The following is a 13,646-nucleotide window of genomic DNA, read 5'->3' on the forward strand; positions in this document are numbered from 1 at the left end:
TGGTTCAAAAGAGCTGTTTGTAAATTAAAAACGAATAGAATGAAGCATATTGTAGTGCTATTTTTCCTTTTCGGTCTGTATACCTTAAGAGCGCAAGAGAATAAGATATCCAAAAGTTTGGATGCATTTTCAGAGGTCAAGGTATTTGATGGTCTTTCGGTTAATCTTATAAAATCCTTGGAAAATAAAGCAATTATTACGGGAGCCGACACGGATAAGGTGGCTATTGTAAATAATGATGGGAAGCTTAAAATCCGTATGCAAATTGGTAAAATTTTTAGTGGATATAAGACTTTTATAGACCTCCATTATGTAGATAAAATAGTGATTATAGATGTAAACGAGGATGCTCGGATTACATCTCAAGAAATCATAGAACAAGATGTTTTGGAACTAAAGGCACAAGAAGGTGGAGAATTGGTCATAGCGGCGGAGGTAGAACAGATGTTGATCAAGTCCGTTTCCGGGGGTGTCATAGAAACTTCAGGTTCTTCGGATGTACAGGATGTACAGATAAATACAGGAGGGGTTTATGAAGGTAAAGATTTTAAAACAAAATTTTCTACGATCAATGTGAATGCGGGATCCAGGGCAGAAGTCTATGCCAGTGAATACGTGAAAGCAGCCGTGAAGGCGGGAGGAGAGGTTTTGGTGTATGGCAACCCTCCTAAATTGGAAGAAAAAACCGTTTTTGGAGGTATAATCAAAAGAATGTAGAGGTAAATGCTAGAAGATATACAAGGAGCGATACCGTTAGGCTTTTTATTAAGTTTTATGATTGGTCCTGTTTTCTTCGTTCTTCTCGAAACAAGTGCACTAAAAGGTTTTAGAGCTGCACTGGTATTTAATATAGGCGTCATTATTGCGGATATTATTTTTATCTGTATAGCCTACTTCAGTAGTTTTCAGTTATTGGAGAATTTGAGTAACCAACCGGGACTGTATGTTTTTGGTGGCGTTATTTTGTTGGTATACGGGTTGACCACTTTTTTTAAACCTGGCGTACGCCAAGATTTGAGTCAACCGCTAAAGGTTACCAAAGGAGATTATTTAAGTCTTTTTATTAAAGGATTTCTATTGAATTTTATCAATATTGGAGTACTTGTTTTTTGGTTGGGAGTGATTATTATTGTGGGTCCAAGCTTGGATAATAATTCGGATAGAATAGTGGTCTTTTTTTCGGCAATGTTGGCTACTTATTTTATTACTGATATATTTAAAATGCTGTTAGCCAAACAGTTAAAACGAAAACTGACGAGTAATCGCATACGTTTCATCAAAAAAGGGATAGGTCTGGTACTGGTTATTTGCGGTCTTGTTTTAATCACCAAAGGATTTTTACCAATGGATAATTTTAATATCGAAAAAGGGATTGAACGTATTGAAGAAATAAGGGAATAAAAAAGCCGGCACTTTGCCGGCTTTCATTTTTTAATTGAACAATTACTTTTTGTAGCTATCGTTCAATATTTTAATAACTTCTTCGGTCAAGTCATTGGCTTCTGTGCCATAGAGAACACTGCCACCATCGCCACCACCTAATATATAGGTGTAGCCGTTAGCTTTACCATATTTTTTTATTTCTTTCTTAACGTTGGAAACAACACTGTCCATTTCTACTTGACCTTGGGTCTGTAATTGTTGCTCTTCCTGTTGTAACTGTTGTCCTATAAATTGACCTTTTTGTTGAAAGACCGCATATTCTTCTTGTGCTTTTTTCTGGGACATTTTTTGAGCTTTCACTTGAAATGCTTGAGCTTCTATTTGGAACGCTTGTGAAATACTGTCCCTTTTTTTCGATAATGCTTCTGACTTCGTTTTAAACTTTTCTTCAACATCAATTTTTTCTTGATATTTTTCCATCAATTTCACATTGTCTACATAACCTATTTTTTCTTGTTTACAAGAAAAGGAAATCATCAATACGGCTACTATAAAAATTTTCTTCATTATTTATGAATTTAAAGTGGGGCAAAAATAGCAAAGCTTTTTAAACCAATATCCTGAAATACAAAATTTATAGTTTAGAGGAGAAGAATGGCATTTATATGTATAAAATATAAAAATAAGGTTTTCTTATAATAATAATTAAAATCAATAGTTTTTGATTATTAAATGTAACAATATAGAAGCTATATATAGGAGGTTTTCATTGATTATATATAAGATGTTAAACACGTTAAAGAAAAGCTCTTAAATCGCTTTAAAATAAAAATTAAGCTCTTTTGAGTATATAAATGATAGAAGAATACTCTCCCGTTAACAAAGCTTTGATATTCGACGATAAACCAATAAATAGAGCCTTGATAAAATTGCTTTTACCTGTTTTATGTTTTTCGGACAAAAGGGAAACATAAAAGGAATCAAAATACATTCCTTTCGTGTTAATAACCTTCATTCCATATTTTTCAAATAAAAGGGGAATAGATTTTTTTGAAAAATGCCAAAGATGCCGTGGAGTATCAAAAGCGGCCCAAAACGATTTATAATATTTGGCATCGAAAGATTTAAAATTTGGCACGGCTATAATTAAAAGACCATTTTCCGTAAGTAGATCCGTAATAGTTTTTATTTGAGAATTTAAGTCGGGCAAATGTTCCAAAACATGCCAAAGGGTTATGGCTTCAAATTGTTTTCCTTTTAAATTCGTTAAATTTTCATGAAGATAAATATTCTTGTCACAAGCCAATTTTCTTGCTTTTAAATTTGGTTCTACTCCATTTGAGGACCAACCGTTTTTTTTTGCTTCGTTTAGAAAATCACCTGTACCCGCACCAATGTCCAAAAGTTCTTTTTTTTCGGGTTGATGTTTATTTAACAAACGAATTTTTAATGCTAGATTATATTTCTTTACGAGTTGATATATTTTATCTAGGAATGTTTTTTTTGAGTCTGAATGGGAAATATATTTTTCGCTTTCATAGTATGTATTAAGAATTTCGGGTTGGGGCGAGGTTATGAGCATATCCAGCTTTTCATCATATAGAAGGTCAAAATTTTCGTGGGACACCAAATAATCCTTAGTTTTTAAAAACGGTTTCATTGTAATTGTATGTAGCCAGATATTCTTTTTTCAAATCACGAAGATACTTTAAAACAGATTCTCTAAAAACTGAAGAATCGGTTAGACAATCCGATTCCAAATCATTATAAACTTCTATAGCAATATACCAGTTACCGTTTCTAACAATTTCGTTTCCACTATCGTAATTCTCCAACGGATCATTATCACCAAGAGCAGCACCAACTGCTAAATGAACAAGCATTGGAGCTAAATTCAAAGTTTTATTTGGGATTTCAACTTCATACCAAGCAAAAAAATATTGTTGTTCATCAATTTTAAACGGGATATCATCATATACGGCTAGATGGTCAAGCTGAAATTTAATGTTTACAAAGTTATAAAACGCTTCCGCTTCTTTAGGATCATCAAAAATAAACATTTGCCGTTTTGACAAACTTCTTTTAAAACGCTTTCCTTTGGATATTTTATAATCATCAATATTGGGTGCAATGCGGAGCGGAACACAAGATTGGAAAATAAGAATAGCAATTAAAGTAAGTATTGTAATTCGCATTGGTTGTTTTGGTTTTCCATTGATTATCAAAAACCAAGCCAATGAAAAGCCAATGATATATAAAGACAAAATAAAAATTGTTCCACGTGGAACAATTAAAACACAAATAACGAATTCAGCTATTTACCTGAAACTTACCTTCCCAAAAAAACCAAAAGCACACTAATGTCACTAGGTGTTACACCACTTATGCGAGAGGCTTGCGAAATGGTAACAGGTTGTATTGCGGTAAGTTTTTCTCTTGCTTCAAAGGAAAGTGATTTTAATTTAGAGTAGTCAAAACCGGGAGGAATTTTTACGGCCTCCAATCTATGGAGTTTATCAGCATTCACTTTTTCTTTAGCGATATACCCAGAATATTTTACTTGAACTTCGGCCTGTTCCAAAACCTCATTGTTTAGATTATTGTCGTGAACATAAGAAGAAACCGCATCAAGTTCCAACATATGTTCCATAGTGACTTTAGGTCTGGAAAACAGTTTGAACATTTTGTCGGATTGTTTGATGAGCGAAGAATCAACACGCTCCAAAAGTGGATTTATCTGCTCTGGTAAAACACTTGTTTCTTTAAAAAACTTTACGAATGCATTTGATTTTTGAAGCTTATCTTCCATATTTCTCATCCGCTTATCATCGGCCAGACCTATTTTATGGCTCATAGGAGTCAACCTTAAATCGGCATTATCTTGCCTCAGCAAAGTTCTATATTCCGCCCTAGAGGTAAACATTCGGTAAGGTTCTTCGGTCCCTTTTGTTATTAAATCATCTATAAGAACTCCAATATAGGCTTCGTCTCTTTTTAAAATGAATGGTTCTTTTTCGTTTATTTTTAAATGAGCGTTGATTCCGGCCATTAAACCTTGAGAAGCCGCTTCTTCATATCCGGTGGTCCCGTTTATCTGACCAGCAAAATATAAATTATCAACAAGCTTTGTCTCAAGCGTGTGCTTTAATTGCGTAGGTGGAAAATAATCGTATTCAATGGCGTAGCCCGGCCTAAAGAATTTAACGTTTTCAAAACCGACTACAGAACGCAATGCTTTAAATTGAACATCTTCAGGAAGAGAAGTTGAAAATCCGTTTACATAAACCTCAACGGTATTCCAGCCTTCAGGTTCAATGAACATTTGATGACTGTCCTTATCCGCAAACCGATTTATTTTATCCTCGATAGAGGGGCAATATCTAGGGCCAATACTTTTAATTCTTCCATTGAACATGGGCGAGCGATTAAAACCTTCTCGAAGCAAATCATGAACCAATGCGCTGGTATGCGTCATATGACAATCGCGTTGTTTGGTTAAAACAGCTGTGTTCGTATAGGAAAACTTTTCAGGTTTTTCATCACCGGGCTGAACGATCATTTTAGAATAGTCCAACGATCTTCCATCTACTCGTGGAGGTGTTCCTGTTTTCATTCGACCACTATCAAAACCAAAATCGGTCAATTGTTCGGTTATTCCGGTCGCCGCTTTCTCACCTGCACGCCCACCACCAAATTGTTTTTCGCCAATATGAATCAATCCATTTAAAAAGGTACCATTGGTAAGCACCACAGCTTTGCTTTTAATATCAATCCCCAAAGAGGTTCTAACCCCGATAATGCTATCTCCTTCGACCAAAAGGCCTGAAACCATTTCCTGATAGAAATCACAGTTAGGAGTACGCTCTAAAGCCAAACGCCATTCTTCGGCAAACCGCATACGATCGTTTTGTGCTCTCGGGCTCCACATCGCCGGTCCTTTTGATTTGTTGAGCATCTTAAACTGTATGGCAGACTTATCGGTTATTATACCACTATACCCGCCAAGCGCATCAATTTCCCGAACAATTTGTCCTTTTGCAATTCCACCCATTGCAGGATTGCAGGACATTTGCCCAATGGTCTGCAAATTCATGGTGACCAAAAGGGTTTTGGAACCCATATTTGCGGAGGCGGCCGCCGCCTCTGCGCCGGCATGACCGCCTCCAACTACAATAACATCGTATTCTTCTCCAAACATAACTATCGTTCCACGTGGAACAGTTTTATTTTTTCCTCTTCTTTTTCCCGCATGATTAATGAATCCTCTTCAGATTTATCTTTGTACCCCATCAAGTGTAAAACTCCGTGGACCATTACGCGAAGTAATTCATTTTCAAAAGCAACCTCAAATACGGCTGCATTTTCCCGAACGCGCTCCTCGGAAATATAAATATCTCCTGAAATAGTTTTTCCGGAAACATAATCAAAAGTTATGATATCCGTAAGCGCATCATGGTCAAGATATTTTTTATTGATTTCCAAGAGGTAATCATCATTGCAAAAAATATAATTTAATTCGCCTATTGAATATCCTTCCGAAACACAACATCTTTCAATCCAATTCTGATAAAAAATCTCTTTATCTATTTGAAAATCAGACTCATAGTTGAAATTAATCATCTTTTTTGAAGTACTCTTTTACCTTGTTCTGGAAATTTTGGCGCAAAGGTAAGGCTTGTCTGTTTAAAATTTCAACTTCATTCCGATAATTCTCTAATAATGAGGGTTTAGTGGTAATGGGGTTGTTAAAATCCTTTTGATTGGTGTTGCTTTCCCGCTCCGATTTTTTTCCTTGCTTTAACGCAGCGTTTTCCAATTTCAGCAATTCATACTGAATGGTATTTGCTTTGTTTATCGTTCTTTGCGTGATGCCGTTTTCCAATAGGTCATTTTCAAAGTTTTCCATTTGCCGTACCAATTTCTCCCCTAGTTTTTTGTCACCGGCATTGATCATATTTTCCAACTGTTTTTCCAGTTCCTGTCTGATACGCTGTTGCTGCTGGTAAATTTCATAAATTTCTTGTAGCTCACTTTCGCTCATACCGCCCCGCCCTTCTTGATTTCCTCCATTAGCGTTTCCTGAACCGCTTTGTCCCTCTCCTTTTTCTGTTCCCTCACCTTTACCTTTTCCGCCTTTACCTTGTTCACCACCTTCTCCTTGCTCTCCCTTTTGACCGTTCTTTCCACTTTGCCCCTTTTCACCTTCCTGTTTTCCTTGGCCCTCCTCGCCACCTTTTTCACCTTGTCCTTGTTTTCCGGATTTACCCTTCTCACCCATCTTTTCACCAACATCTCCTTGACCCTTGATGATGTCCGGTAATTGAAAGCCTTCGCCCTCCCCCTGTCCTTGGCCCATTTGCATACTTTGGTTCATATTGTCCATTACCTCTGCTAGAAAATCTGCCAGACTATTGGATGCGGTGAGCACATATTTTTGATAGGAAACACTCTGATAGGTTTGTCCTTCTGCCATACGATCCAAGGATTTATCTATATTGTAATATACTTCGGTGATTTGTTCATTTACAAATTCGGAAAGTTCTGCCTGGCGCAATGAGAGCGCAAAAAGACTGTCGTCTACATGTTCAAAGAGGTTTCGCAGCTCTTTCTGGTCACGTACCGTTTTAGAATATTGGGAAACATCCTGTTCTTCTTGGTTACTTAATTGGTCAAAAAGACTTTCCTGCTTAAAAGAAAATATAATCAGGTTGTCCAAAATTTGACGTAGCATTTCTGCATCTTCTGCCGTAGAAGAACTACTTCCTCCAGCTGCTGAAGACTGACTGAGCTCCTCTCCCATCTCTTTCATTTTTTGTGCCGCCGCCTTTTGTTTTTTCTGGGCATTATTTTTATCGATTTTTGAATCGTTTTCCTCGGAATCGTCCGTTTGTTTGCCCAATTGCTCCAAAGCTTCTTGTTGGTCGGATTTTACGCCTTCTTTTTTGTTCTCGTCAATTTTAAGTTGAAGCGGTTTCTTTAAATCGGCATTATCCTTTTTTAAACTTTCCAATTCCTCGGCCAGCTTTTCGAACGCATCGTTCAATTCTTTTTGTTGTTCTTTTTGCGATTCTTCCTCGGCCAAAGTGTCCTGTTCTTGGGCCAACTTCTCCAAATCCTGTGCTAGCTGCGCCGCTTTTTCGGTTACATAATACCTTTTTGTAAGTTCCAAAAGCTGCTCTAGACTTCGTTCACTGTTCTGTTGCTTCTTGCCCAGCTCTTCTAAACGTTTGCTAAGCTCCTCCTTGTTGATCTTATCGGCAATTTTATTCAGCTCTTCCAATAGTTTTTGGTTCTTTTTGGCTTCCAATTCTTGCCGCTCCAAACGTTCCTGCAGCAACTGATTGAGTTTATCGTCCTTTTCGCTCTTATTCAAGTTATCTTTGAGCTCTTTGCTGAATTTTTGCATTAAGGCTTCTTGACGCTCCTGTTTTTTGAGATAGTCCTTAATCTGGTTTTTATCATTGAAATTAAGGCTGTTCTTTTCTTTTTGTTGTTGGTTTATTTCTTGTAAAACATCCTTCTGTTCTTTGGCCTTTTCCAATGATTTATCCAAATCGTTAATAAGCGATTCTTGCGCTTCCAAATCGCGCTTCTTCAACTGCGCATCATCTAACAAGGTTTGATTAAAAACCTGACTTTTTACCGTTTTTCCATTGTGAATGGCATCATTATCGGTGACCAAAAAGTAAAACGCATAATTTTTACCGGAATCTATATTTAAGCCGGAAGGATAGGTATAATAAAACTGTGTAAATCCGCTTTTCGGCGTATTGATGTTAAGTGTTTTTTTCTCCTCTTCTTTACCCTGCTCGTAATACACCAGATCAATCTTGGACAAACCATAATCATCGCTTGCTTCACCTGAGTAATAAGAAACATTAGGGTTGAGCGAATCCATAATTTGATTTACCTTAATGGTTGGGTATCCGTCCTTAATGACCTTAAATTGATAGTCCAGTTTTTCATAATCCTTTGCATTTTGGTTGGAAGTGCTCAATTGATAGTCCAGATCCGAGTAAACGAGCTTGCTAAGCCCAAACCTTTTAACCTCCTTTTCAAAAGAAATGGCAGTGTCTTTCGTAATCAAACGGATATCTTCCGTGTTTTCGGAAAGAATGTTCCAAGTAACTCTTGTGCCTTCCGGAATGATCGCGTTTCCTGTACTTTTAAGGTTCTCGCTTCTTTTTTTGAGGTAGGAAGGATAATCCAATTTTAACTCAAAGTCGATAATGGCGGGAGCTTTTAGCGCATTTAGGGTATACTCGCGAGATTGCACATCATTCGCTTTAAAACTAAAGGTAGATGTGGTCAATGGCGGGGACAACGTATATTGATGTATGCCATTTTCATACTGTAATAAAATTTCCCTCCCGTCAACAAGCATATATATTTCTTCCGGCTTTATTTCACCTTGGGTTTTCACTTGAACTTGAAAAGCTTCACTTTCTATAACGTTCAAATCACGGGACAACAACTCAAATTGAAAGGGCGCGGGAGGCTCATAGGCTAAATCATAGTTGACCACACGTTCGTATGAACCAAAAAAATCGTTCCAATTGCCCGATATCCAAAGCAATCCAATTAGGATTAGTGGTATTACGGCATACTTCATATAGGATAAAGCGTGTTTATAGGTAATGGCGTTGGTAAAAGGAACGGGTTTCAGTTGCTCGGAACGCTGTTCAATACTGGCTAAAAGCAACTCGGATTTCTCCTTGTTTTCGGCTAGGTCCAAAAGATTATAAAGCTTATCCCCCACATTCGGAAAATGCATGCCAATAAGTTTTGCGGCATCTTTGGGACCAATACCGTTTTTTATCTTAAAAAGATAGAATAACGGGGTCAATATATAAGTAAACAGCAAAAACCCTTCTACCGCAATAAAAAGTAAAAGTAAAATCAATCTTCCTGTACCATTGAGCCAAAGCGTATATTCTACACCCATGACCATAAGGAAAAACAAGAGACCGAACGTCATAAAAAGCAAAACACCCTTCAATAATTTTTGGGCATAGTGTTTTTTGATAAATTGATTGAGTTTGTGGAGTATATTGTTATAAACGGACAAAGTGCAGCTATTTTTACACCAAGATAGCCTTAATTGTATTTTTTCGTTACGAAAAAACTGTTAAAAGGCAGCCGCGCTGGCTTTTAACAGTTTTACACATCCATTATTTTTTAAGCCCCCTTACCTTTTTATACCTTTACTGCATGACAAAAAAAGTACGCGTTCGTTTTGCGCCCAGTCCAACAGGCCCACTCCATATCGGCGGGGTTAGGACAGCACTCTTTAATTATCTATATGCTAAAAAAAATGGCGGGGATTTTATCCTTCGTATCGAGGATACGGACCAAAACCGCTACGTGGAAGGCGCAGAGGATTATATAGTCGAAGCCTTAAATTGGTGTGGAATCCCATTTGACGAAGGTCCGGGAAAAGAAAGCGGTTTTGGCCCCTATCGCCAGAGCGAACGAAAACATTTGTACAGACAATATGCCGATGAACTCATCAACAAAGGAAAGGCCTATTATGCCTTTGATACGGCTGAAAAGTTGGATTTTCACAGGAAAGACCACGAAGCCAAGGGCAAAACCTTTATTTACAATTGGCACAATCGCTTAAAGTTGGACAACTCCCTCTCATTAATGCCCGAAGAAGTTGAAAAACGGATTACTGATGGCGAAAATTATGTGGTCCGGTTTTTAACCCCACCGGACGAGAAACTGCATTTAAAGGATAGTATTCGTGGGAATATTGAAATTGACACGAATGTATTGGACGATAAAGTCTTGTTCAAGAGTGATGGTATGCCCACATATCATTTGGCAAATATTGTGGATGACCATTTAATGGAAATAACCCATGTCATCAGAGGTGAAGAATGGTTGCCGTCATTGGCCTTGCACCAACAGCTGTATGACGCCTTTGGATGGGAAGCACCGGAATTTGCACACCTTCCGCTGATCATGAAACCCACGGGAAAAGGAAAGTTGAGCAAACGTGACGGTGAAAAGGGAGGATTTCCTGTTTTTCCTTTGTCTTGGAACGAATCCGAAGGATACCGGGAAGCGGGATATTTTCCAGAGGCCGTAGTCAATTTTTTAGCTATGTTGGGCTGGAACCCGGGCACGGAACAGGAGCTTTTTAGTTTAAAAGAATTGATCGAAACCTTTAGCATAGAGCGAGTCAATAAATCAGGGGCGCGATTCGACCCTGAAAAGACTAAATGGTATAATCATCAATATTTGCAAGGGAAAAGCGATGCTGAATTGGCCAATTTGTTCATAAAGGATGTCAGGTTGAGCCTGCCTAGCCGGCAGGCAAGCGCAGTCGAAACCTCTTTTAATGATGCCTACATTAAGAAAGTAGTGGGTTTGATTAAGGAACGTGCCAATTTTGTGTCCGACTTTTGGAAACTAAGCGATTACTTTTTTGTTGCACCATCCACCTACAATGAAAAGGCATCCAAAAAACAGGTAAAAGAAGACACTCCGGCAATCATGGAGAGTTTGATAACCGTTTTGGAAAATATTACGGATTTTACTCCACAAAATGTGGAAACCATAGTAAAATCATGGATTGGTGAGCAAGAACTATCTTTTGGGAAGGTAATGCCGCCCTTACGCCTCTTTTTAGTAGGCGATATGAAAGGACCTCATATTTTCGATATCATGGGAATGATAGGAAAAGAAGAAAGTATTGCTAGAATCAGAAAAGCGCTAGAGGTAATAGGCTAGTTATTTCCAGTAATTTCTTGCCCAATTTGCGCGCTCCTTTTCGTCAAAAAACGTCCAAGCCACCACTCTACTTTTTTTGTTGCCTTGACCCATTGGAATCACCTTAAAATCAGCCACACCTACTTTTTGAAGTGCTTTTTTGATAGAAATCAAATGGTCGGCTTTGGAAACTAGGGTAGAAAACCAAAGGCAAGACGTTGCAAAGTCCTTACTTTCCTTAATCATTCGGAGGATAAAAGCTTTTTCGCCACCTTCGGTCCATAATTCGTTGGATTGCCCACCAAAATTCAAATCAGCTTTTTGGATTTTTCGGTTTTTTAGATTTCGTAATTTTCTCAATGTACCTGCCTGTGCTTCTTTTTGAGAGCCATGAAATGGAGGATTACATATTGTAAGATCAAAACGCTCCTCTTTTGCAATGATTTTAAAAAATATACTTTTTGGTTTTTTCTGCAATCGTATTTCAACTTTTCCGTTTAAGGCCTTATTACGGTCAATAATAGTCTGGCAAGAAGCAATAGCTACAGGATCAATGTCCGCACCAATGAACGACCAGCCATATTCGTTGGTTCCTATAATCGGATAAACACAATTTGCACCTACTCCAATATCCAAGCACTTTATACAACTGCCAGTCGGCACTTTTCCGTTTTTGCCGACTAAAATATCGGCCATATAATGTAGGTAATCTGCTCGGCCCGGGATAGGAGGACATAGATATCCTTTTGGGATTTCCCAAAAAGTAATGTTGTAATAATGAATCAGTAATGCTTTATTCAAGGCTTTAACTGCATCGGCATTGAAAAAATCAATGCTTTCATCGCCATATTGGTTTTCGAGAATAAATTGTGATAATCCAGGAGAGCTTTTACTAAGCGTCTTTAAATTATAGCGTTCCCGATGTTTGTTTCTAGGATGAAGGCTAGATTTTTTGGTAGGACGCACTTTCTTTTTCATAAAAAACTATTATTTGTAAAACACTTCAGGATTAACCACTAGAGTAGTCAATTCAACCGTGTGGCCATCGGGGTCTTTGGTATAAATTGAATGGAAATAGTGGTGGTCTTGGATACTAAAATCCAATTTTAGTATTTGATAACGTTTTTTGGCTTTTTCAAAGTTGGTCTGTGATACATTAAAGGCAAAATGGTCTATAGTATCATTTTTAGGGGATGGCTTTGTTCTTTGATTGTCAATAGAAATCGGAAAAAGTGCTACACCGGACTTTCCCGCCAGCATAAACACAGGAAATTTGCCCCATTCAGGTAATTGATATTTTTGAAGACCCAATACTTTTTCATACCACAGGATAGAAGCTTGTAAATCGGCTACGCGTATGGCGACATGGTCTAAAAAATCTATTTTGAAATCGTCCTTTACATTATTCATCTTTAAATCTGTTCAAAATGCTGCCATAAGATATTAAAATTGGGACACCTGTAACAATTCCCTGAAAAATGGGACCTATATGAAGCAGTCTTTTCGTAAATTACTTCACTAAATAAAACAGATAGATTATGGGAAATTACCTTTTAATACCGATTATAATTTTTGTTGTCCTGATTGTTATTTCGGGCATTTTTATCGTAAAACAGCAGACCGCGGCCATTGTGGAAACCTTTGGTAAATTCAGCAGCATACGACATTCGGGACTTCAATTCAAAATTCCGTTCGTTCAGCGCATTGCCGGTAGATTGAGTCTTAAAATACAGCAGTTGGATGTCATTATCGAGACCAAAACACTGGACGATGTATTTGTGCGCCTTAAAGTATCCGTTCAATATAAAGTAATAAAAGACAAGGTGTATGATGCCTTTTATAAGTTGGATTATCCCCACGATCAGATTACATCTTATGTATTTGATGTGGTACGTGCCGAAGTTCCAAAAATGAAACTGGACGACGTTTTCGTAAAAAAAGACGACATCGCACTAGCGGTAAAAGCAGAATTGAACGATGCCATGTCAGACTACGGGTTTGATATCATCAAGACCTTGGTAACGGATATTGATCCAGATGCACAGGTGAAGCAGGCGATGAACCGAATCAATGCTTCCGAACGTGAAAAAATTGCTGCGCAATTTGAAGGAGATGCTGCTAGAATTTTAATCGTGGAAAAGGCAAAGGCCGAAGCGGAAAGTAAGAGACTGCAAGGACAAGGTATTGCTGACCAACGCCGTGAAATCGCTAGAGGTTTGGAAGAATCCGTTGAGGTGTTGAACAAAGTGGGCATCAATTCTCAAGAAGCTTCCGCTTTGATCGTTGTAACGCAACATTACGATACGCTGCAGAGCATAGGGGAGGAAACGAACACTAATTTAATATTGTTGCCGAACTCTCCACAAGCGGGCAGTGATATGCTCAACAATATGGTGGCTTCTTTTACCGCAAGCAATATGATAGGGGAATCCATGAAGAAAACGAACACTCCCGCCAAAAAAACAAGCCCTAAAAAAGAATAAAATACTTTTAGGTATTATTAAAAAGGCCCGAGTACATTTGTACTCGGGCCTTTTTAATGGAAA

The 13,646-nt window shown here is 37.9% G+C and carries 12 protein-coding genes; 4 read left to right on the top strand and 8 right to left on the bottom strand.

The features are described 5' to 3' along the window. Positions 1-39 precede the first annotated feature (39 nt). Together ACKWBX_RS00235 and ACKWBX_RS00240 are read left to right on the top strand one after the other, a co-directional pair. On the top strand, positions 40-717 hold the full coding sequence (locus ACKWBX_RS00235; protein ID WP_413966628.1) for a head GIN domain-containing protein: 678 nt from the start codon (positions 40-42) through the stop codon (positions 715-717). A 6-nt stretch (positions 718-723) separates the two neighbouring features. After that, positions 724-1,401: a LysE family translocator gene (locus ACKWBX_RS00240; protein ID WP_413966629.1), complete on the top strand. Its 678-nt coding sequence runs from the start codon at positions 724-726 to the stop codon at positions 1,399-1,401. A gap of 42 nt (positions 1,402-1,443) precedes the next feature. On the opposite strand, the gene ACKWBX_RS00245 is transcribed toward ACKWBX_RS00240, so the two are convergent. The 6 genes from ACKWBX_RS00245 to ACKWBX_RS00270 all read right to left on the bottom strand — a co-directional run bounded on the left by ACKWBX_RS00245 (position 1,444) and on the right by ACKWBX_RS00270 (position 9,451). Further along, positions 1,444-1,950: an OmpH/Skp family outer membrane protein gene (locus tag ACKWBX_RS00245; RefSeq protein WP_413966630.1), complete on the bottom strand. Its 507-nt coding sequence runs from the start codon at positions 1,948-1,950 to the stop codon at positions 1,444-1,446. Between the two features lie 265 nt (positions 1,951-2,215). Then, positions 2,216-3,043, bottom strand: a complete 828-nt coding sequence (locus tag ACKWBX_RS00250) for a class I SAM-dependent methyltransferase (RefSeq protein ID WP_413966631.1) — start codon at positions 3,041-3,043, stop codon at positions 2,216-2,218. Then, entirely contained in the window at positions 3,021-3,647 is a 627-nt protein-coding gene (locus ACKWBX_RS00255) for a hypothetical protein (protein WP_413966632.1), read from the bottom strand. Before ACKWBX_RS00255 ends, ACKWBX_RS00250 begins: the two co-directional genes overlap by 23 nt. A 65-nt stretch (positions 3,648-3,712) precedes the next feature. Then, positions 3,713-5,581 (bottom strand): tRNA uridine-5-carboxymethylaminomethyl(34) synthesis enzyme MnmG, encoded by a 1,869-nt coding sequence (gene mnmG / locus ACKWBX_RS00260; protein ID WP_413966633.1) that lies wholly within the window; start codon positions 5,579-5,581, stop codon positions 3,713-3,715. 2 nt (positions 5,582-5,583) lie between these two features. Further along, positions 5,584-6,003 carry an rRNA maturation RNase YbeY gene (gene ybeY, locus ACKWBX_RS00265; RefSeq protein ID WP_413966634.1) on the bottom strand — a complete coding sequence of 140 codons (420 nt, stop codon included), beginning with the start codon at positions 6,001-6,003 and terminating at the stop codon, positions 5,584-5,586. Next, positions 5,996-9,451, bottom strand: coding sequence for a hypothetical protein (locus ACKWBX_RS00270; protein WP_413966635.1), 3,456 nt, complete (start codon positions 9,449-9,451; stop codon positions 5,996-5,998). The genes ybeY and ACKWBX_RS00270 overlap by 8 nt, the downstream gene beginning before the upstream one ends. 143 nt (positions 9,452-9,594) lie before the next feature. Between ACKWBX_RS00270 and gltX the strand changes: the two genes are divergently transcribed. Continuing rightward, entirely contained in the window at positions 9,595-11,121 is a 1,527-nt protein-coding gene (gene gltX / locus ACKWBX_RS00275; RefSeq protein ID WP_413966636.1) for a glutamate--tRNA ligase, read from the top strand. Here the strand turns inward: gltX and rlmF are convergent, their stop codons facing one another. Next, positions 11,122-12,078, bottom strand: a complete 957-nt coding sequence (gene rlmF / locus ACKWBX_RS00280) for a 23S rRNA (adenine(1618)-N(6))-methyltransferase RlmF (RefSeq protein ID WP_413966637.1) — start codon at positions 12,076-12,078, stop codon at positions 11,122-11,124. A 9-nt stretch (positions 12,079-12,087) separates the two neighbouring features. Continuing rightward, positions 12,088-12,510 (bottom strand): VOC family protein, encoded by a 423-nt coding sequence (locus ACKWBX_RS00285; RefSeq protein ID WP_413966638.1) that lies wholly within the window; start codon positions 12,508-12,510, stop codon positions 12,088-12,090. Between the two features lie 128 nt (positions 12,511-12,638). Between ACKWBX_RS00285 and ACKWBX_RS00290 the strand changes: the two genes are divergently transcribed. Beyond that, complete coding sequence (locus ACKWBX_RS00290; protein WP_413966639.1) at positions 12,639-13,583, top strand: SPFH domain-containing protein; 945 nt, start codon at positions 12,639-12,641, stop codon at positions 13,581-13,583. Positions 13,584-13,646 lie beyond the last annotated feature (63 nt).

This window comes from Maribacter algae, from assembly GCF_047345745.1.
In the GTDB taxonomy this organism is placed as follows: Bacteria; Bacteroidota; Bacteroidia; order Flavobacteriales; family Flavobacteriaceae; genus Maribacter.